The organism is Parabacteroides faecis (assembly GCF_014647375.1).
In the GTDB taxonomy this organism is placed as follows: Bacteria; Bacteroidota; Bacteroidia; order Bacteroidales; family Tannerellaceae; genus Parabacteroides; species Parabacteroides faecis.
The window spans coordinates 60,739-83,291 of the sequence record NZ_BMPB01000005.1 but is presented as its reverse complement, the minus strand read 5'-3'; the positions used below and the strand labels follow the sequence as shown (position 1 = coordinate 83,291).

Annotated in this window: 12 protein-coding genes; 3 read left to right on the top strand and 9 right to left on the bottom strand. The window is 44.3% G+C overall.

The window, feature by feature from the left end:
* Positions 1–218 precede the first annotated feature (218 nt).
* The 3 genes from IEY67_RS07990 to IEY67_RS07980 are packed head-to-tail and all read left to right on the top strand — an operon-like array spanning position 219 to position 5,881.
* Positions 219–3,227 (top strand): SusC/RagA family TonB-linked outer membrane protein, encoded by a 3,009-nt coding sequence (locus IEY67_RS07990; protein WP_183671286.1) that lies wholly within the window; start codon positions 219–221, stop codon positions 3,225–3,227.
* Positions 3,228–3,245: 18 nt separating this feature from the next.
* A complete protein-coding gene (locus tag IEY67_RS07985; protein WP_183671287.1) occupies positions 3,246–4,991 on the top strand; it encodes a RagB/SusD family nutrient uptake outer membrane protein in 1,746 nt (581 codons plus the stop codon).
* A gap of 35 nt (positions 4,992–5,026) precedes the next feature.
* The gene (locus IEY67_RS07980) at positions 5,027–5,881 is read left to right on the top strand and encodes a hypothetical protein (RefSeq protein ID WP_147382538.1); all 855 of its coding nucleotides are present in this window, start codon (positions 5,027–5,029) and stop codon (positions 5,879–5,881) included.
* A gap of 87 nt (positions 5,882–5,968) precedes the next feature.
* On the opposite strand, the gene IEY67_RS07975 is transcribed toward IEY67_RS07980, so the two are convergent.
* The 9 genes from IEY67_RS07975 to IEY67_RS07935 all read right to left on the bottom strand — a co-directional run bounded on the left by IEY67_RS07975 (position 5,969) and on the right by IEY67_RS07935 (position 22,414).
* Positions 5,969–7,135 (bottom strand): MFS transporter, encoded by a 1,167-nt coding sequence (locus IEY67_RS07975; protein ID WP_183671288.1) that lies wholly within the window; start codon positions 7,133–7,135, stop codon positions 5,969–5,971.
* A 2-nt stretch (positions 7,136–7,137) separates the two neighbouring features.
* Complete coding sequence (locus IEY67_RS07970) at positions 7,138–8,007, bottom strand: carbohydrate kinase family protein (protein WP_183671289.1); 870 nt, start codon at positions 8,005–8,007, stop codon at positions 7,138–7,140.
* Between the two features lie 11 nt (positions 8,008–8,018).
* Positions 8,019–9,635 carry a glycoside hydrolase family 32 protein gene (locus IEY67_RS07965; protein WP_373292245.1) on the bottom strand — a complete coding sequence of 539 codons (1,617 nt, stop codon included), beginning with the start codon at positions 9,633–9,635 and terminating at the stop codon, positions 8,019–8,021.
* Between the two features lie 166 nt (positions 9,636–9,801).
* On the bottom strand, positions 9,802–11,619 hold the full coding sequence (locus tag IEY67_RS07960; protein ID WP_183671291.1) for a glycoside hydrolase family 32 protein: 1,818 nt from the start codon (positions 11,617–11,619) through the stop codon (positions 9,802–9,804).
* Between the two features lie 31 nt (positions 11,620–11,650).
* Entirely contained in the window at positions 11,651–13,240 is a 1,590-nt protein-coding gene (locus IEY67_RS07955; RefSeq protein ID WP_183671292.1) for a glycoside hydrolase family 32 protein, read from the bottom strand.
* Positions 13,241–13,251: 11 nt separating this feature from the next.
* Positions 13,252–14,655, bottom strand: coding sequence for a DUF4960 domain-containing protein (locus IEY67_RS07950; protein ID WP_183671293.1), 1,404 nt, complete (start codon positions 14,653–14,655; stop codon positions 13,252–13,254).
* A 26-nt stretch (positions 14,656–14,681) separates the two neighbouring features.
* Positions 14,682–16,415: a RagB/SusD family nutrient uptake outer membrane protein gene (locus IEY67_RS07945; protein ID WP_183671294.1), complete on the bottom strand. Its 1,734-nt coding sequence runs from the start codon at positions 16,413–16,415 to the stop codon at positions 14,682–14,684.
* 19 nt (positions 16,416–16,434) lie between these two features.
* Complete coding sequence (locus IEY67_RS07940) at positions 16,435–19,542, bottom strand: SusC/RagA family TonB-linked outer membrane protein (RefSeq protein WP_183671295.1); 3,108 nt, start codon at positions 19,540–19,542, stop codon at positions 16,435–16,437.
* 169 nt (positions 19,543–19,711) lie between these two features.
* The gene (locus IEY67_RS07935) at positions 19,712–22,414 is read right to left on the bottom strand and encodes a substrate-binding domain-containing protein (RefSeq protein WP_183671296.1); all 2,703 of its coding nucleotides are present in this window, start codon (positions 22,412–22,414) and stop codon (positions 19,712–19,714) included.
* Between the last annotated feature and the right edge of the window lie 139 nt (positions 22,415–22,553).

Sequence of the window (22,553 nt, the reverse complement as noted above, 5' to 3'; positions counted from 1 at the left end):
TTAATATACTGTTTCCTGATTTGTTTTTCAAGGAATTACTAGTGTGACCTCTTTATATATGCAAATATAATAAATTTTATCAAAAAAAACAAATTTAAATTTACAAAATGATGTTTTATGGTGTGTTTTACTTACCATCTCTTATTTTCTACCCTGTTGGTATAGCTCTATTTTTTGATGCTATAAAAACAAGTTATATATGAGATATAATCAGGGTATTGAATTTAAATGTACCAAGTTCTGCACAGACTCTGGTCGTCTCATTTTTAGGTATGCAACCCGAAGAGACAGCGATTAAACCGAATTTAAAAATAGTATTAAAGACAGATGTCCAACAAATGGGTGAAGTGCTTGTCGTTGCCTTCGGAGAACAAAAGAAAGCTGCTTTTACCGGTTCTGCCGGTGTTGTAAAAGCAGAAAACATAAGTACCCGGCAGGTGACGAACGTTGTAGACGCATTGAACGGCAAAGTTGCTGGCGTACAAATGATAAATGCTTCAGGAGCCCCTGATGCAACTCCCGAAATCCGTATTCGTGGTCTTAGCTCGATCAACGCAGGCAAAGACCCGCTAATTATCCTGGACGGAATACCCTATGATGGCGGTTGGAACAATATCAACCCGTCGGATGTAGAATCACTGACCGTCCTGAAAGATGCCGCATCGAATGCCCTATACGGTGCCCGTGGAGCTAATGGTGTGATCATGATCACGACAAAAAAAGCAAAAGCCGGTGACGCAGTTGTCACATTGGATGCCAAATGGGGGGTTAATACACATGCCGCCAAACTGTATGATTATATTACTGATCCCGGACAATATTACGAACAACATTATCTGGCCCTTTACAATTATTATCAACGTGGACAAGGCCAAAGCGTTTATGATGCGCATAAACACGCAAACGAAATGATTCCGCAATCTTCTGCCAACGGCGGATTGGGATATATGATATATAATGTACCGGACGGACAATACCTGATCGGAGAAAACGGACGTCTGAACCCTAACGCAACTTTAGGCAACATCGTTAACTATAACGGACAAGATTACTTATTAACGCCCGACGACTGGCAGAAAGAAGCCTACCGCTCCTCCCTGCGCCAGGAATATAATCTAAACATAAACGGAGGCACGGAGAAACTCCAGTTCTACCTGTCGTTAGGTTATCTTAAGAATGAAGGCGTTGTCTACAACGCCGACTACGAACGTTATTCCGGCCGTTTAAAAGCTGCCTACCAGGCAAAGAAATGGTTAAAAGCCGGTGGAAATATCAGTTACACACACAGTATAACAAACGGAATTTCCGGTGTAGACCCCAGCGACTTGAGTTCTACAAATTTATTCGGGCACGTCACTACAATCGCTCCGATCTATCCTCTCTACGTCCGTGATGGTCAGGGGAATATCCTGCAGGATGAAAACGGCAATGTATATGATTACGGAAAAGGCAATAATGCAGGTTTGGAACGTTCCGTGCTCCCCAACACCAACCCGTTACAGACAGATCGGTTAAACACAAATAAAACAAACGGGAATTCCATTAATGCAAGCGGTTTCATGGATATCTCATTCCTGAACGATTTCAAATTCACACTTAATCTGGGTGTTTCTGATTATGAACGACGAAAAACATCGACTACACAACCCTTCTATGGCTATTATGCCGGACAGGGCGGATATGTCTATACGTACCATTATCGCACTACGACAGTCAACTTCCAGCAATTATTAAATTATAATAAGAAAATTGGCGATCATAGCATCTCCGCTTTGATCGGACATGAAAATTTCAAATACAATTATGCATATGTGTGGGGAAGTAAAACAAATATGTATTCTTATTTTGACAACCAGGAACTGGCCGGAGCAATTACTCTGAACGATACCAATTCTAAATCGGAAGATTACAATACAGAAGGTTATTTCTTACGCGGACAATACGACTTCAAGGAAAAATATTTTATCTCCGGCTCTTATCGCCGGGATGCTTCCTCACGTTTCCATCCGGATCACCGCTGGGGAAACTTCTGGTCGGTCGGCGGTGCATGGATTATCAGCAAAGAAGACTGGTTCAAACAAAACTGGATCGACATGCTGAAATATAAAGTATCATACGGCTCACAAGGAAATGACGACATAGGTTATAACAGATATACGGATACCTATGATATCCAGGACTCAGACGGATCGATCTCACTCGTATTCAAAACAAAAGGGAATAAAGAGATAACCTGGGAAACAAACGGGAACTTCAATACAGGCCTCGAATTCGAATTATTCCAGGGACGACTGAACGGAAGTATCGATTATTTTTACCGCAAAACGACTGATATGTTATGCTGGCTAGGCACTCCCCTCTCGATGGGATACAGCGGATATTACGACAATATCGGCGATATGACCAATAAAGGACTCGAACTGGACCTGACTGTCACACCCATACGGACGAAAGATCTGAATTGGTCGGTCAATCTGAACCTGACCCATTATAAAAACAAGATCACCTATCTGGCTGAAGACAGAAAAGGGACCGAATTAGACGGATATAAAGGTTATCCCAGCAGTAACCAATTTTATGGAGAAGGCCTTCCTATGTATAGCTGGCGTCTAAAAAGATATGCCGGAGTATCCGAAGAAGGGCAACAGATGTGGTATTATACCGACAAAGAGGGAAACGAGCAAAAAACAACGGTGTACAGTGATGCTGACTACCATTTATGCGGAACGGCCCTCCCCGACCTGTACGGAGGTTTCGGGACCAATCTGTCATTTAAAGGAATCGACCTGGGCGTATCCTTCTCTTACTCTATCGGAGGGAAATTCTATGACAAGGACTATGCATCCCTGATGGGTTCGCCTATTGCCGGTTCAACAGGATCAAATATCCACAAAGATATCCTGAACGCCTGGTCGGAAGACAACCAGACATCCAATATACCACGTTGGCAATATGCAGACACCAATACGACGAGTTCCTCCGACCGTTGGTTAACAGATGCCAGTTGGCTAACTTTACAAAATGTCAATCTGGGATATACGTTCCCCACTAAACTGGTTAAAACTTTATACCTTAACAAGGTACGTGTCTATGTAGCCGGCGACAACCTCTTCTACTGGTCAAAACGAAAAGGTTTCGACCCGCGTAGCAATTTCGATGGTAACCCGTCCGGATTATCCTACTCGCCTGTCCGGAGTATTTCAGGAGGCATAAATGTCCAGTTCTAATTTGAAAACGAAGTAAAGATGAAAAAAATATCTATAAAAACAATCGCTTTTTGTACAGCAGTCACTTTATTAAGCAGCTGTATTGAAGAGACATTCCCAACAGATGTCGCTTCAACGGAACAAGTAGCAAAGTCGACCACGGCACTGGAAGCCCTGGCTAACGCGACAGCAGCCCATATGAATGCATATAATATTCTGAACAGTACCAGTGCCGGAGCTACAGATTACGGCTATCCAGCCATTATGACCTCGCGGGATGTTATGTGTAACGATTTCCCGGTCAGCAAAACAGGATACGATTATTTTAATAACCCGTGGGGCAGTACGAATTACCTGGGAAATTATACATATCAACAGATTATCTGGTATTTTTATTACCGATTGATCAACAATGCCCACAGTACCATCCGTACAGTCGACCCGGAAGAAGCGACTGAAGCAGCCAAACAATATCTGGGCAGCTCTCTGGCTTACCGGGCACTGGCATATCTGGAGTTATCCTGTATGTTTGAATATAAGCACACAGGAGTATCAAGCCTGGACAGTAAAGCCGCAGCCGATAAGATTTACGGCCTTACAGTTCCTATCATAACGGAAAATATATCTGAAGAAGAAGCCAAAAACAACCCGCGTGCTCCTTTCTACAAGATGTACCGTTTCATCCTGAATGACCTCGACAAAGCTGAAGAATATCTGGCCGGTTTTACACGCAAAGCCAGGAACACTCCGGACCTGACAGTTGTCTACGGATTGAAAGCACGTACCTGGCTGGAGATTGCAACACGTTTCCGGCTTTATCCGGATGACCTATCGACGCAAATGTCTCATGAAAGCGATGCCGAGCTCCAGGATCTGGTCCCTCTGGGAGTAACATCTGCTGAAGGATGCTATGCCAAAGCACTGGAATACGCACGAAAAGCGATCAACTCCGGAGCCTATTCGCCATTGACGGAAGATCAATGGCATAACACGACTTCAGGTTTTAATAAAAGTGATTCGCAAATGTCGTGGATGTTGGGCATCATTATCGGTACCAACTCCATAAACTCAAATTACAAGAACTTTATCGGTAACATATCGCCGGAAACAACATTCGGTGTGGCTAACTATAAGTACAACACATACAGGATGATCAGTAAAAGCCTTTTCGACCAGATTCCCGACGGTGACTGGCGAAAAGTAACCTGGATTGCCCCTGAAGATGCCGGAAAAGCTCCTTCGGCCAAATATCACACATTATTAAGCGATGAGAACTGGGCAAAAACACCGGCATACACAGGTTTCAAATTCCGTCCGGGTTCAGGCGAAATGGATACCTACAAAATCGGGGCAGCAACAGACATTCCGGTCATGCGAATCGAAGAAATGTATTTCATCGAAGCTGAAGCACTGGCTTTTACGCAAGGAATGGAAGCCGGGGTATCCGCACTGGAAAGTTTTATGAACCAATATCGCTACACAGACGGTTCGTATGAATGCGGGCAATTAGCCGGAATAGAAGAGTTTATGGATAAGTTAATAGTACAGAAACGCATCGAATTCTGGGGAGAAGGTATTATCTATTTTGATTACAAACGCCTGGAAATGCAAATAGTCCGCGGATACAAAGGAACTAATCATGTCGCTTCACAACGTTTCAATTCCATTCTGGGATATGTTGCCCCATGGCTTAATATCTATATCACAGAAACGGAAAACAGGATCAACGATAGTGTCATCAATAATCCGGATCCAACCATGGCGATCAAACTCTGGTCTGAATAATCCGTCTATTCTCAAATCAGTAAATGAATAATCTTATGAAAACAATTAAAAACATTATATATCTGTTGACCGGTCTGATTGGATTCGGTTTCACAGGATGCAACGACGATGATTCTTACGAACCCGGTCCGCAAACATCTCCGAACTGCATGCAGGTTTATTTCCTGAGTACGAACGAAGCATCTAAAGTAATCGATGCCTCGGAAGAATATGCCATCACGTTGAAAATAGGGCGCGAACAAACCGCATCTGCCGCATCCGTACCCATTAAAATACTTAGCCAGGACGAAGTGCTCTCCATTCCGACAAAAGTAGAATTTACTGCCGGTCAAAGCATTTCAACTATCAAGATCAGTTTTCCGAATGCTGCAACGGCAACTCCCTATTCTTACCGTCTCGAGATAGACGGCAGCGAATATGCAGATCCCTATTCAATACTCGACGGAGCCAGTAAATTCACAGGTTCGGTATTAGTTGCCAGTTGGGAAGTTGCCATCAAAGAGGCAACGTTCAAATTCGGTTCCATCTTCCCGGCATTCAAACAAGATATCCTGCAAATGGAAGGTACGAACAAATATAAGATCACCAACTATCTGAATTCCGGTACTGATTTTATATTTACATTAGATGCCACCACGAATGTTATCACACCGGCAGGTGGCTATCAATCGAGTGCAACAGCCTGGTATTTCTATAATAATGATACGGAAAAAATCCCTATCCCATGTTACCCTACCGGATCTGAGATTTCCATCAACTCGTTCTACCTGTATTTAGGAGCAAGTTATACTTACCTGAATCTAAAGACAAAGAAAGGACGCTTGTATCATTACAACTTTAACAGTGATGAGACCAAAGGATATAATGCCCTGGATATTAGCTGGGAATAATATAGCGAAGTAGTTTTGAGTTCAGTGCCGGACCATGCAGTCGTATGATCCGGCACTGATTCTATTTGTATGAATCTTACAGGTCCATCAGGCCGATTTCAATTTCGGGTAAAGGAATATCAAATACAATACGCCTATACTCAACACGATCACAGCACCTAGTTGGGAAGCCATCGCATCCGAAAGGAGCCCCATAAACAGAGGGAAAATTGTTCCTCCGAACAATCCCATAATCATCAGGCCGGATATTTCATTCTTCCGTTGCGGCATCGATTGGATAGCCTGAGAGAAGATGATCGAAAATACATTGGAGTTCCCTAATCCGATCAATCCAATACATATATATATGATATCTTTACTCTGGAAAATGGATAGCCCGACCATAGCCGCAGCCATCATCATCACACTGATCCCGAAAAACAGCTTTGCCGACATACGACTCAGGATAATTGCTCCGAGGAAACAACCTGCCGTACGGAAGATAAAATAAAGACTGGTTGCGAACGAAGCATCATGAAGTCCCATTCCGAGACGTTCCATCAATATCTTCGGTGCTGTCGTGTTCGTACCGACATCGATACCGACATGACACATGATCCCGATAAAGCATAATAAGATGAAGGGCTTACCCAACAAGGCAAAACATTCGCTGAATGTAGAAGGTTTCCCTTCCGGTTTCTCTTCTTCTATCTGCGTTGCTCCCAACAACAGGATAGCGATGACCGCAATGACCATATAGACCGGGAATAACACACGCCATCCCAGACCGAACGAAGGAATTGCTGCCGTTGCCCCCCACATAGCGATATACGGTGCAAGGAAAGAGGCGATTGCCTTTACAAACTGACCGAAAGTAAGGCTACTGGCCAATTTATCTCCTCGTATCACATTTGACAGCAATGGGTTAAGTGAAGTCTGCATCAATGCATTACCGATACCCAGCAGCGAAAAGGAAATAAGCATCAGCGTATAACCATCGCCAAAAATGGGCAGAAGTAAAGAAAAGAAAGTGACAACCAGGCTTAATAATACAGTCTTTTTCCGCCCGATACGGTTCATCAGCATTCCTGTCGGAACGGAGAAAATAAGAAACCAGAAGAAAACCAGAGAGGGGAAGATATTAGCTTCCGAATCGGTCAACCCAAGGTCTGCCTTTACATAATTAGAGGCAATACCCACCAAATCCACAAATCCCATAGCGAAGAACGCCAGCATGATCGGGATCAACTTTATATAGAGTCCTTTTTCTTTCATGATCAATCTTTATTAGGATAAGGAGGCCATGCGCCTTCCCGGGTACAAACAAATGCGGCCGTTTCTACAGCGATCTGATGAGCTTCACGCAAGGATTTCCCGGTTAACAGGGAGTAAACAAACGCACCGGAGAAGGAGTCACCGGCACCGACCGTATCGACCACTTCAACTTTAGGTGTCGGGATAGTAGACTGCTCATCCGGCGAATAGATAGAACTGAATGCACTGCCTGCCGTCAGAATGACATATTTCAGATTATATTTCCGCAGCATCTTGCGGCAGACCTCTTCATCCGAGCCCTCCAAATCACACATGCCACGAAGTAAAACCAGTTCTTCATCATTTACTTTAAATACATTCGCTTTGTGGAGCAATGTTTCTATCAGTTCTTTCGAATAGTACGACTGACGGATATTGATATCGAAAAAGCGCAGAGCTTCTTCACGGGCATACGTCAACAAAGATAAAATAGTGTCTTTGGATGCCTGTGAACGCAAAGCCAATGTACCGAAACAAATGGCATCTGCTTTCTTTACCAGATCGATCGATTCCTGAGTCAGAGGAATATGATCCCAGGCTACACCTTCAATGATCGTATAGGTCGGAATACCTTCTTTCAATTCGACCATCACACTTCCGGTCGGATATTCCACGATTCCCAGGCTGTTGGAGATATGGTTCTTTTCCAACTCCTGAACAATTTCCGTACCGGACAGATCATTCCCGACAGCACTGATCGCATATCCCTCCGCTCCCATCTGCGTGGCATGATAAACAAAGTTGATCGGGGCTCCTCCGGCTCTTTTTCCGGTGGGCAAAACATCCCAAAGCAATTCACCGATACCGACTACTACTGGTTTATTCTTTTCCATGATTTTATATTTTATTTATTCCAAATAGACTGAAGTTCATAAACTTCCAGGTTCTTCACCTGTATATTATTCCCCCAGAAACGGAAACCGTCTTTATTATTCGAATCAGCCCTTCTTTCCATCGAATAGGAATAGGCACCTCCATCCACAAACACCTCTACGGAAGTCCTGTCCAGAATAATATCAACGGAAATCTCCATGCTGGTCATATCTTCCGGAGAATAAAAGACTCCGTTCACTTTATTAAAATTCATATCATAATCCAACAGATTCTGTCCATACAAGCTCAATCCGGCATTGGTGGCATGTGACAAAGACAAAGTCGTACGAATACGAAGACTGCCGGTATGATTGTAAGGCTGCAATAACTCTCCGGCTTTTTCTGCCGACAGATCTTTCCACTGTCCTTTCGCAATTTGAAGGGCCTCCAATTCCTTTATCGGCTCACTGAATAAACGAATGCCATCCTTTGTCGTCCGCAGAGATAAAACCGTAGGCAACAACATGGTTCCGTTAAACGGCATTCCCGGATGAGAAATCCGTCCCCAGCCAATCTGTATCCTGCGTCCGTCGCCGGAAGGAATATTAGTAAACGTCTGGGCAGCATAAATCGTTCCGGTTGAATAATAATGTTTACCCGATTCCGGCACGAAAGTCCTGCCATCAAATGAACCGATCATATAAGTACCGGAAGCTCCGTACATCACCCATTTCTTATTACCGGTAACTCCATCGACCGGTAACTCGAATAATTCGGGACATTCCCAAAAACCGGTTATATGGCTCTCAAAAGTCCAATGCTTCAGATCATCCGAATTATAAATGGAATGTCCGTCCCGTTCATTCAGTACCATCACCCATTTACCGGTCGGTTCATACCAAAAGACTTTCGGATCCCGGGTATCATGACTATTCCACTTTGCTTTGGAGTCGACAACCGGATTTCCGTCATATTTCGTCCAGGTCCTCCCTTTATCCAGGCTATATGCAATACATTGCACCTGTTTTTCCGGACTATCGGCAGTATAAACAGCAACCATCGCCGGAATATTGCCTTTATTGAAACCAGCCGTATTCTTATAATCGATCACAGCCGATCCTGAAAACATGGTTCCATGTTCGTCCGGGAATAAAGCGATGGGTAACTCTTCCCAATGGATCAGGTCTTTGCTTACAGCATGCCCCCAATGCATATTTCCCCAGTCGCGCTCATAAGGATTATGTTGATAAAACAGATGATACTCGCCTTCATAATAAATCAATCCGTTCGGGTCGTTATTCCATCCCCGGCGTTGAGTATAATGTATTTGCGGACGATTCGTCTCTTTATAAAGACTATCCTGCCCGGCTATTTCATCTGCCTGATAGATCTTATCCATACCGGCGGCATCTCCGCGGTAAGATATTTTTATCTGCTTCCCCTTGAAAGAAGATACATCACAAAACACCCAGTAATCCGGCTCTGCCGATGCCAGTCGGATATCAAAAGAATGGACAGGCTTTCCATCTACAGCCAAAGTCATCACAGCCCGTTCTTTCTGATGAGAAACCGGAAGATTCAGATATTTCTTCGTAATTTTCAGTGTAAGATCTTCTGCGTTCATACTTCCCGAAAGAGTAAACGCCATAACTAATAAAGTTAACAATTTACCGTAATTCATACTGTTTTCATGTTATTAAATTATACTCAAAGTGTATGGCAAAAGTATGATATACTTATAAAATAGACGATAACAAATCACACATAAACTATTACAAACGTCGCTTTACACTGAAAACAAGGCACTATTTCTTCTAAAGGGTTAATTTATATAGCTTCAATGAGGAAACTTTATAAGAACCGTCTTCAGACTGGAAACTGATACGATTGTAAGGAGCATCCGGAAATACCAGATTAGTCATAACGAACTTACCCTCTTCACCGAAGGCCTCTATACTGGACTTATCTACAAACAAACGTATCTGCATCTCCTTCGTTTCAGCAATCGGTACAACAGTTACAGCCGGGAATTCTTTACTGAAATCGACTTTGCCACTCAGACTACGGTCCATCACAAACAGTTTACGTTTCATATCGTAATACATGTCCACCTTGTTCCCTTTTTCATTTGAGAGGCAGAATTTAACTTTCCCGGCACTTATATTCTTTATTGTCATTTCCAGTTCGTACGTACCGGAATTATCCTTAAGCAATTCCGCGATCTCATAAGTGTCGCTTACGTTAAAAGAAGGCATCGATACTTTTTCCTTACGGATCATCTTTATTTCAGGAGACGGAGACGACTTCAAATAAAGCTCTCCTCCCTGATCGTACAAAGTCAGATCACGTGCTATCGTATTCTCTCCCCGATACTGTTTGGTTGGAAGTATAGCCTGATACTGCCAGTTACTCATCCACCCCAATGCTATGCAACGTTCCTGGGGAGCATTGCTCCATGTTACAGTCGCGTAATTATCTTTTCCCCAGTCCAGCCATTTCGTCACTGCCGGCGATTCGTTTACAAATGTTTTACCATCGAAAGAACCGACAAAATATTGGGCGGCACTTCCCCCGAAAGGTCCGCCAGGATTCAGGTTGCAGATCAATACCCATCTCTTCCGACCGGTCCCCTCAACGGGAAGCTCCACCAGATCCGGACATTCCCAGACTCCGCCATGTGCCCCCTGTTTTGCACCGAAAGTACTTTCTTTCTTCCATTCTTTCAAATCGGCAGAGGTATGAATTTCCATCTCCTGACCTACAGCCAACAACATCACCCAATGTTTATCCGGTGCATACCAGAACACTTTCGGGTCGCGAAAATCGCGTTCCGTGGATGTCAATACCGGATTATGTGCATATTTGGTAAATGTATATCCGTTATCCAGACTGTATGCAAGACTCTGTGTCTGGCAATCTCCCCAGGGAGTCGGCTTTGCGGAAGTATAAATGGCAATAACAGCCCCGGCTCCGAAACCCGCCGTATTATCATGGTCTACCACGCAAGAACCACTGAATATAGAACCCCAGGCGTCAGGAGACAGCGCTATATCTTCATGTTTCCAGCTTACCAGGTCTGTGCTGGTGGAATGCCCCCAGTGCATGTTTCCCCAGGTCGAACCATAAGGATTGAACTGATAATACAAATGATACACGCCATCCTTATAAAACATTCCGTTCGGATCGTTCATCCACCCGTAAGGCGGTGTATGGTGATAGACAGGACGATAAGACTCACGATTTGTCAGATCGAACGTATCGGATAATTTAATTTCTTTCCAACAAAGAGAGGATTGGGGAACATTCTGCACGTCGATCGCAAGGTCCTTTCCTTCAAACCCGGTCAGGTCCAGCGGCACATAATAATCGACCTTTTCTCTCGCCATACGAACATTCATTCCTTTCACAGCCTGATTATCGACTACGACATACACTTTTCCTTCCGGAGCACTATCCTGAACAGGAAGCAGTACAAACCTTGTCGCCGACTTAACCGACAGGATATTCTGCTCATTGGCAAGATGCCGGATGGTCAGTGAAGTATCTGCCGCATTGACTATGGATGCTATTCCCAATAAGAATCCCATACATGCCGTTTTTAGTTTATAGATATACTGATCGTGTGTTTTCATGGTACGTTTATTCTTTTGATGTTCTACTTACTTAATAATAGCTAATCTTCAGATTACTCACTTCCACAGTTCCCGAATAACAATTGACAGACCATGTATTTTGCTGTACACCATAAATACGGTTTGTATAAGCCACGTTATCATTTATATAAATCACACAAACCGAATTATCCGTACAAACGGTCACGTTATATACATGATCCGTAGGAGTATCGAACAGATAACCATCTATTCCGGCGATAAAACCTTTACCGCTCTCACCTTCCTCTTCAAAATTTATTTTCCGTTTATTACCGTTGTCTTCCGGATTCAGAACTACCGAATAATACTTTTCTGAATCGGTGCCACGGGCAAAGGAGAAACCGAATTTATCCGCATTACCGGCAGTTTTCACCGTAAACGATATCTTGTTATGTACATTCAAACGATTGAAAAGAACATACGAACTACCTGTCAACGTGTAACTACCACCATTTTCAGATACACTGTTGCTTTTCTCCATCACCTTTACGGTCGATTCCGTTGTATACTTATTACCAATGCCGTCTATTAACCCAAAAGATAATGTACCGTCTGCATGCTGAACAATTTTATGGGCGACAAGGTTTCCTGCCCACTCCGGTTCATTATCCGCACCGACATCCGTATTATCATTGCCCGGACGTGTCGGACACCATCCCCAAATATAACGATTTGTTCCATCCGAAGCCGTTTTTCCGGCATAAAAAGCACGTGAATCCAGAACACCTTCTTTATTATCCGGAAAGGCAAGAGGATCGGTTGTATTTTTCAACCCATCCAACGTACGGCCTTTAAAATACTGCACCTTGCGGGAGTATTTCGACATATCCGAATAAACCAGATACCACCAGTCTCCCATCTTGAAAACGTCGGGACATTCATAGAAGCGATCCCAGTGCATTGACATAAATATACCTGCATGTTCCCAGTTATTCATATCGGCAGACGTATATTCAGCCAATACTCCTTTCCCATCTTTGGTCGTAGAAACAAGCATATGATATTTTCCGTCTTCTCCTTCAAAAACATACGGGTCACGAAAATCATTTTTGCTATAACCGTTGATATCTCCCTTCAGATAAAAAGAACGGTTCTTTGTCCAGGTTTTAAAGTCAGGAGAAGTCGCCACCATCACAACCTGGCCGTTATCGGCAGACGTAGGACGATATTTATTGCCTGTATAGAATGTGTAATACAATTTATCGGCCGGATTATAAATCGTACTGCCCGTACCGATAGCAGCATCCTGCTCCGCCAAACCTCCGCAAGAGATCAGTTCTCCCAACGCCGTATATGAAGCCGCATCTTCAGTGCTTAACGCCCAGACAGGATGGTAAGTTCCGGCCTGGTTCGGCCGGAATTCCTGTAAGTACATTATTTTAAAGTCTCCTGCAACCGGGTCGTAAAAAGGCATCGGGTCGCCTACATAACCGGCATAAGGTTTATAATAAGTATCAAAACTCATAGCATCGGTCGGAGCGAAATAAGTCGTGGTTCCATCCCAGTCTTTCTGTGTCAGGACCGGATCGTTGTCGTCACTGCAACCGACAAATGATGTCAGTAAGGCAGTCAGGGCAAATGAATATATCATTGTTCTCATAATTTAATTTTTTATTTACTCATTAAATAGTTGATTGCATTCTCTGTCATCCGGCCAACATTCCCGTGATATTTGTCACCCGAAGCATCTACCCCGAAGGCATACCAATCGTAGCAACCGGAACCGATACAGACAATTCCGCCTTTGGTTTCTTCCGGCAGGTATTCCCAAACCACAATAGCACCGTCACCGCCATAACCCAGATCGACTCCGCCGGTCTTTTCTCTCCATACATCATTATTATCATAGCCGCCCCAGTCAGAGCCGATATGCCATTGTGCCGTACTGTTGGTTATCCTGTATCCGGCATCACAGGTGTAAACCTTATCATTTTCACCGCTATTCATGATCAGGTTCTGATAGATAGGATGAGATTCGTGTCCTGCGATAAAGAAGTTCCACGGACCTCCGGCTATTTCACCCGATTCTTCCGACTGTCCCCAACAGTTATTCGGATTGTTCCCGTCTTTAGTCGCTCCCAGTTTAGCCGCATAATAGGTCGCATAACGGGTCAACAACAAATTCATACCGTCATTGTACAACTCTTTCATCCTGACTAAAGCATTAACAGCCTGCGGAGCCGCTTTATCGAATTTGTCCATCGTATCGATGCCTCCGTCGATATGCAGATGCCACCACATCAGTTTACATTCACTTAAATCGATTCTTCCTGCCTGAACATCTTCAAAAGAGATGTATTGTGAATTTGCAATATTATTCAGCATCCAGATTGCCGCTTCTTTCTCTTCTGCATTCAATTGGTCCATGGATACAGCCAAACCGACATATACGGCACTTGGGGCATCCGTAGGAATAACCGTTACTTTATAAACCGCCGAAGCCGTGTTATATGTTACTTTGAAATCGACAGGATCGGTAAAATCGACAGCCTGACCGGAAGCCGGAGTTACAAGGGCATCTTCCGACGTCGTTATCACCGGCACCAGATTCCTCACATCCACAGTTCCCGGAACACGCACGGTAATAGTATGGTTAGTCTGGTCGATTACCCCGGCATACGTATCATTCAACTTGAAAGAGATTATCTTAGCCTCATCATGTTTTATCTGAACTGTAAAATCCAGAAAAACATCTCCATTTGAAACCTTAATTACCTGAGGGAAAGAGAAATTTACCATATCGCCCGGCTGTATGGAAGTGACAGCACCCTCAGAAGCCTCAATAGCCGTAACCTTCATGGCGTCCGTTTGATATATTTCGGGAACCGCCACTGTTACCGTTTTTGTCGTCCGGTCTATGATTCCCTGGTAATTATCATCCAGTTCAAGAACCGTCAGCCAGGTATCCCCATCCAACTGAAGATCGGATTTATTGTCATCGCTACATCCCGGAAGAACAAACAGTATCGTAAATCCCAGAAGAAGCAAACTGATTTTATTTATCATTGATTTCATATGTTTATGCTTTAAAAAGATTATTATTACCAGCCTCCACAGTTCTGTGTATAGTTGCCATTGCTGGCACTCATCTGGGCAAACGGAATCGGTAAATACTCATTCTTATTCTTTGTGAATAAAGCGTTCGAATAGATTGTACAATCATTGGCTTCCTCTGCATAGAACTTATTCAATACCTCAGCAGCCTCTCCCCATCTGACCAGGTCGAAGAAACGCTCCGATTCCATCGCCATCTCTACACGACGTTCGAACTTCAATAATTTGAGGGCATCCTGCTGCGGGTAAGTTCCGGCGTAAGGTTGCACATTAAAACGTACGCCATATTCCAGTTCATAATCCGAGATCGAAGACGTGCTCTGCCTGGCGCGGTTACGTACCTGGTTGATCAGGCCTATAGCCTCATTGATACGGCCGTCGTTCAACTGGATCAATGCTTCGGCGCGCATCAACAATACATCCGCATAACGCAATACGATCCGGTTCATCGGAGATCCCCACCAGGATCCTTTTATCAGATAACCTCCATCAGGATCTACATTCTGTTTCAAAGTCACGTAATAACCATAAAGTCCGTTACTACGGCTCCAGGTTGTAGATTCGTCCATCATGTATTTCTTATTGAAAGCATAAGGGAATCCGGGCATTCCGACAGTCAGGAACAAACGAGGGTCTGCATAATCCGACTGCGAGTCATAATCTTTGCTGTTAAAAGAATCGAATACCGGATGTCCGGCCGCATCTGTCCTGAATGCGTTCACCAGGTTCTGGCTCGGTTTATAGAAATCGCAACCTCCGTCAGTCACTCCAGGTATATTCGGCACGATCAACCCGTAAGACCAGTTACAGTTACCGTTATTTGTCCCGTCATTCATGGAATACTGCATTGCCCATAAAGATTCCGGCCCATTCTCATACTGAGGTTCCGGACGGAAGTTTGAATGGAAATCCGGCTCCAGCGCACAACCTCCAGCCGACATAATCGCATTCTCCGTATATTTCACCACCTGAAGCAAATCTTCAGAACTGATCCCCGTAACTTCATGAGATCCTGCGTTATCCTGATGATACGCCTTGTAGAGATAAGTCTTTGCCAGGTATGCTGCCGCTGCTGCTTTTGCCGGACGTCCTTTTTCCGCTTGTTTTACAGGCAGATTCTCATAAGCAAACAGAAAATCATCGGCGATTTGTTGCCAGCCTTCATCGTTTGTATAGGTTGTATTCGACAAATAATTGTATTCTTCGGGCGATAAGTTTGCATCGTTGGCAAATACAATCTGTTTGTACAGGCGTTTCAGTAAGAAATGACCATGTCCGCGCAGAAAGCGCATTTCTGCAATACGCTCCTGCTTCAACGAATAATTGGTTCCATCTACCTGTTCGAGCAACTGCAATGCAGTGTTGACACGCGAAATACAGTTATACAGACGTTGCCACATGTCGCTGATATTCCAGGCAGTGGTCATGATGCCCTGTGAAACGTCCAAAGCATGAAACACATCTCCGTCTTCCGTACCGTTTCCTCCTTTATAAGCGTCATCCGAACGTACGTCGTAGTTCCACATAGAGAAAGAGGAATTGATATCTTCGGCCGTGATCCATACCGCATAAGCCGATATAACCAGATTGTCTACATAAGCAGGATCTTTCAGCTGTTCGTCACTGATCGTTCCCTGAGGCACCTGATCTTCCAGAAAGTCGGAGCAACTACTGCACATCAAGGTTAGCCCTAAAATTGTTGTATATATTATTCTTTTCATGATAAACCGATTTATTGTATTAAAAACCTACGTTAATGCCAAATGTCAAATTCATCGGAATAGGATAACCATAGTTTGCATTTTCCGGATCCACTCCCGTAAAACTCTTACTCTTGATCGTCAGTGCATTCTGAGCACTTAAATAAAAGCGTAATCGTTCCATCTTTATTTTTCTGGTTAAAGACTGCGGCAGATTATAGCCTAACTGGATATTACGCAGTTTCAGGAAAGAACCGTTTTCCACGAAATAGGTGGAAACCCGCTTTTCATTATTCAAATCGCTGCGTGATAATGCTGGAATATCCGAACCGGAATTAGTTGGCGTCCAGGCATCCAGTACCCGCCTGCCTTTATTCAGGAAACCGATATTCAACCCACTCCACAAATCCGTTTCTTTTTTCAGGTCGCTGATGACATCTACTCCCTGAACGCCTTGCCAGAACATGGTAAGATCGAAATTCTTATACTCCAGATAGATATTCAAGCCATAGCTGAATGCGGGAGTAGGGTCGTAAATCCATTGCTGATCTTTTTCATTGATCACACCGTTATTATCCAGGTCACGCCAGCGGATACGTCCCAGACCGGCCCCCTCCTGCGTTGCGTGGTTATCAATTTCTTCCTGCGATCTGAAAATGCCGTCAGCGACATAACCCACCTGCGAACCGTTGGCATGTCCTATCACGCTCTGCACACCGTTACCTCCAAAAGTACCGTTTGCCGCAACCGTGGCCGGTAATGCGGTAACTTCATTCCTGTAAGTAGAGATATTCGCACTCAGATCATATTTCAAACCGAAAGAGGTCGTATTACGGTAACCCAGATTAAATTCAAAACCGACGTTTTTCATTTCTCCGGCATTGATCCACTGAGTACTGCCTTCACCCATAGCGGCAATACCGGCCATTTCAACCAGAATATCTGTTGTCTTTTTATGGAACCAGTCGAGCGAACCGTACAATGTCTGATCGAGAAGAGAAAAGTCAACCCCCAGATTAGTCTGTGCAGTCGTTTCCCATTTGATATCATCATTACCGATCTGATTCCGTTTAAATCCGGACTGAAGGATACTTCCGCCATTGGTTCCGGCAATATCATAAGAAGTCCCGTAGCTTTGACCTCCCGACTCCGTAACGCCGTAATTAGGAACATAGATCGTATGCCGGGCTATATTGGAGATTTCCTGATTACCGGTCTGCCCCCATGAAGCACGAACTTTCAGATCGTCGAGCCAGGTAATGCTTTCCATAAACTTTTCACGTTTCAAACGCCATCCCACAGAGAAAGAAGGAAAAGTGGCGTACCGGTTGTTCTTTCCGAAGCGGGAAGAACCGTCATGACGTACGGTTAAAGAGACCAAATATTTATCGTCATAAGCATAATTGAATTTCCCGAAATAGGAAACCAACGAATATCCTTCGGCTATACCGTAAGCCTGAGCCGTTCCCGAACCGGCATTCGGCCACATATAATCAGGGGTAAGAATAGAGAAATCTTCTTTATAACCTGAGAAACTCATATCATCTTCCCGGTTAAGCTCCATACCGACCATAGCGTCGCCACGATGTTTACCCACTTCCAGATTATAGGTTGCGATCGCATTCCACATCCATTTCGTCCAGTGTTCCTGTTTTGCCTCGACAGCATTTTTATCGTTTGCTACATTTCCTTCGGTAATCGGATAAGTAAAAATACGCTGTGCTTTCTGGGCATAATCCAATCCGAAAGTGGAGCGGAGATTAAAGCCTTTGAACGGATTCAGGTTTATATAAGCATCACCGAACATACGCCAGTAGGTATAACGGTTATCCGAATTACGTTCGAGTCTTGCTACCGGATTTTCACGATCGGGATATCCTCCTACCGGGCCGGCATATTCTCCGTTAATAGTATATACAGGCAAAGAGGGATTGAATTGCAATACATTCTGCAGGAAGCCACCCGGAGCCTGTACTTCAGAAGTACGATTCAAGGTAAAATGTTCACCGATCGTCAGGACTTTCCCAATCAGATTATAATCAGAGTTCATACGGGCTGAGATACGCTCGAAATCAGACTCTTTAATAATACCCAGGTTTTTATAGTAACCCAAAGAGAAGAAAGAACTTCCTTTTTCAGAGCCGTTGCTTACCGATACATTATATTGTTGTATAATACCGGTACGGGTCGTTTCGTCAAACCAGTCGGTATCCGCTGCCGGCACCGTATTGGCCGCATCCAGATATTTAGACATGCTGATACTGTTCAGCAATGGGTAACCGTTCGGATCATATCCCCAATTATATTTGTAACCCAAGGCATTGGTATTGGGATCCTGTCCTTCATTGACATAAGCCTGCCACATGGCACGGCCATACTGTTCGGTATTCAGCACCTCCATTTTATTCGTGTACATAGAAGCAGCAACAGATGTGTCGAAGTTGATCTTCAACTGTCCTTCCTTCCCCTTTTTAGTCGTAATGATGATTACCCCGTTTGCGGCTCTCGAACCGTAGATGGAAGCGGAAGCGGCATCTTTCAGAACCTGAATGGATTCGATATCATTCCCATTCAGTTCATGCATGCCGGCTTTCGTCGGTACTCCGTCGATAATATAAAGAGGATCGTTGTTATTTAACGTCCCGATACCACGAATACGGATCGTGGTGTTTCCGCTCGGATTACCGTCGGCTGTAATATTCATACCCGGGACACGTCCTTGCAATGCTTTCATAGGGTTATTTTCATTTTGCTTTGCAATATCGTCCATGCTGACCACCGATATGGCACCGGTCAGATCAGCTTTCCGCTGGGTGGTATAACCTGTTACGACCACTTCTTCCAATGCCTGCGAATCGTCTTCCATAACGATCTCCATCTCCGGAGCAGCCTTCAACGTGATTGTCTTATAACCTATATAAGATATGGTCAATGATGAGCCGGCCGGCACATCCAGTGTAAATTTACCATCCAGGTCGGATACGATCCCATTTGTGGTTCCTGTCTGCACAATAGAGGCACCGATAACAGGATATCCGTCTGATTTGGCTGTGATAACACCTTTTACAGACACTTGTTGTGCGCAAACTGTCTGTATAAAGAATAACAGGCAGACACAGAGGCACCATTTAGTGAGTGATGTTTTCATGTGTTTAAATTTATTTGTTGAACAATTATTTTCGACAAAAATACCACCCGCCTGAATAGCCGACGATCACAATCCTGCTCAAGTCGATAATAAATGTAACATCTGTAAGAAAAAGCCTACAGCATGCGACATTTGTCATAATCAGATGACATTTGTTATATTTTCAATCTTACTGGAATTCGGAAGGAGTCATATTATACACCGCTTTAAAACATTTCGAGAAATAAGCGGGAGAAGAGAAACCTGTCTGATAGGCTATCTCGCTGACTGAATATTGTTTTTGTTTAAGTAACTGTGCCGCTTTTCCCAGGCGGTAATTACGAAGAAAGTCGACAGGAGTCGTTCCGGTCAGTTCTTTTATCTTACGGTGTAAATGCCCGCGTGACAGGCCCAGGGTGTCACTTAGTTTTTCGACGTTAAATTCCGGGTCCGTATAAATTTCTTCTATACGTGTCACAAATTTACGAAGGAAAAGGTCATCCATATTTTCCACTTTCTCCGGCTCTGACATCAGTAGGTTGCTATCCTGCAATTTATGCAACAGTTGTTCCCGCAAGCGTCTGCGTTCCTCCAGGATACGGACAATGCGGATCTTCACATAGTTGATCCGGAACGGTTTCTGGATATAACCGTCCGCACCGCCTGAGATACCGTACATCCGCTGACGTTCGTCAGACAAAGCCGTCAGGAGAATCACCGGTATATGGCTTGTCAGCAAATCCGTCTTTATCGACCGGCATAACTCAAAACCATTCATCTCCGGCATCATTACATCGCTTAACACCAACGAGACTTCCTCATCCTGCAAAATTGCCAAAGCGACTTTTCCATTGGTAACTGTCAGAACACGGAAGTTAGCGGACAGCTCTTTTTCCAGGAAACTCCGCACCTCATCGTCGTCCTCCACAATAAGAACCGTATAAGGATACTCCTTGCTTACCAACGCTCTTTCTTCCGAATCATCCAACTGGGAGGCATCATAAGCCAGCAGCGAGACAGGCGTTTCCGTTATGTAATCCCCTTTCAGTTCTTTTTTATCTTTTCTGAGACTGACGGTAAATAAGGACCCTTTACCCAATGTACTATCGACAGACACCTTACCATTGTGCATCCGGACATATTCATCCACCAAATGAAGGCCGATACCGGTACCAACCCGGCCATTCTCCGAATAAAAGCGGTTGAATAAATAAGGTATATTTTCCTCTTTTATACCACAGCCGCTATCTTCGACACCAATCTCTACCCATTCTCCTTTATCGTAAAGGGACACACGAATCTTTCCTCCTTCGGGAGTGAATTTGAAGGCATTGGACAGCAGATTAACCAGAACTTTCTCCATCAGGTCGGCATCCATCCAGACAGTACACTCTTTCATCTCCGGGAAAAATGTATAATCGATGGAACGTACCTTCGCCATACTGTTGAAATAAGACTTCAGCTCGCTGACAAAAGAGACGATCTCGACTTCGCGGATTTTTAGTGTCTCCTGTTTATTCTCCACTTTCCGGAAATCCAGGATCTGATTGATCACCCTGAGCAAACGGCCTGCATTCTTATGGATCAGTTCCAGATCGGATATATAGGGCGAATCATGCAACAAATTAAGCAGCTTGTCCAGCGGGCCGAGTATCAGAGTCAACGGAGTACGTACTTCATGGGAGATATTCGTAAAGAACTGCAATTTAGAGGCTGTCACCTGTTCTATCTCTGCATTCAGCGAAATCAGTTTACGCCGTTGCTCCTCTTCTTTTTTATTGATCTCATGCAATTCATGGTTCTTAATACGCACCTTCCGGTTGATAAAGAAGACATAGACAGATAAAGAAATAAGCCCGATCATCAAAAGCATGATAATCCCCAGCGAATCCTGCAAAAAATAAAAGCGGTTCAGGAGTTCGAGCATACGATTCCTTTGCGTCTCTATGCGCTGCTGATAATTGCTCAGCCGCTCGGATTGGAGCAGAAGGGTTTGAGCAGCCGCCTGATCTACCTGGCCGCTAAGCAAAGGGATATATTTATCCACCTGTTCCCCTCTTATCAACTGCATGGCGGTCCGTATAACCTGTTCCCCTCCGGTCGGGTAAAGGAAAGAAGCATTGATCCGCCCGTCTGCCACAGCCTCCAGCCCGGCATGTGCAACGGCATCCATCCCGATGATATGCAACTCCCGGCCGCGAACGGAGTCCAAAGCCAGGAAACGTTCACGTGCGGCAATCGCCATCATGTCGTTATGGGAATACACAAAATCTACCGGCTGGGAAAAATCGATATCTTTCAGACATTTTACCGCCACATCATACCGCCAGTCTCCTTCTATCGGACGAAAAGCCAGGTCTGTCCGGTCTTTCAATGCAGCCTGAAAACCTTTATGACGTTCCTGAGCCGGAGAAGAAGCCATCATACCCCATATTTCAAGTATAGTAGCATGTGGCGGCAAATATCTGGCAGCATACCTGCCCGCAGTAAAACCAAGTTCATAATTATCGGCACCGACAAAAGTGGTATATTGGTCCGTATTGACTTTCCGGTCGGTAATAATAGTCGGAATACCTGCCCGGTAGGCCTCTTCCGCCACTCCCGTAATCGGGTCGGACTGGAAAGGAGAGATGATCAGTATATCCACTTTTTGAGCGATCAGCTCACGAATCTGTTTAATCTGACGATCGTTGTTGCTGTCGGCGTCTTTTATCACCAATTGGATATTATCATAATTGGATGCTTCGATCTCCACTTCCCGGATCATCTCCTGCCGCCAGGCATCATCCAACATACATTGGGAAATTCCTATCACATACTTCTTCTCCTTATCGGTATGGTTGCAACCGACAAGAAGACTTAAAAGAAGTAGTATGGATAAGATATGCCTCATGGCTTACAATTATGGTTTTTATCATATTTTGACCCTATAACGGGATCTGTTTTATCCTTACCTGAATGCTGTGCCATAACTGTGGCAGTCTTGTGCCATAACTGTGGCAGTCTTGTGCCATAACTGTGGCAGTCTTGTG

Bases quoted from the DNA above. Each gene is read 5' to 3' on its own strand.
- IEY67_RS07935 (WP_183671296.1), bottom strand. From the start codon at position 22,414: ATGAGGCATATCTTATCCATACTACTTCTTTTAAGTCTTCTTGTCGGT.
- IEY67_RS07940 (WP_183671295.1), bottom strand. From the start codon at position 19,542: ATGAAAACATCACTCACTAAATGGTGCCTCTGTGTCTGCCTGTTATTC.
- IEY67_RS07980 (WP_147382538.1), top strand. From the start codon at position 5,027: ATGAAAACAATTAAAAACATTATATATCTGTTGACCGGTCTGATTGGA.
- IEY67_RS07970 (WP_183671289.1), bottom strand. From the start codon at position 8,007: ATGGAAAAGAATAAACCAGTAGTAGTCGGTATCGGTGAATTGCTTTGG.
- IEY67_RS07945 (WP_183671294.1), bottom strand. From the start codon at position 16,415: ATGAAAAGAATAATATATACAACAATTTTAGGGCTAACCTTGATGTGC.
- IEY67_RS07985 (WP_183671287.1), top strand. From the start codon at position 3,246: ATGAAAAAAATATCTATAAAAACAATCGCTTTTTGTACAGCAGTCACT.
- IEY67_RS07960 (WP_183671291.1), bottom strand. From the start codon at position 11,619: ATGAAAACACACGATCAGTATATCTATAAACTAAAAACGGCATGTATG.
- IEY67_RS07950 (WP_183671293.1), bottom strand. From the start codon at position 14,655: ATGAAATCAATGATAAATAAAATCAGTTTGCTTCTTCTGGGATTTACG.
- IEY67_RS07955 (WP_183671292.1), bottom strand. From the start codon at position 13,240: ATGAGAACAATGATATATTCATTTGCCCTGACTGCCTTACTGACATCA.
- IEY67_RS07975 (WP_183671288.1), bottom strand. From the start codon at position 7,135: ATGAAAGAAAAAGGACTCTATATAAAGTTGATCCCGATCATGCTGGCG.
- IEY67_RS07965 (WP_373292245.1), bottom strand. From the start codon at position 9,635: ATGGCGTTTACTCTTTCGGGAAGTATGAACGCAGAAGATCTTACACTG.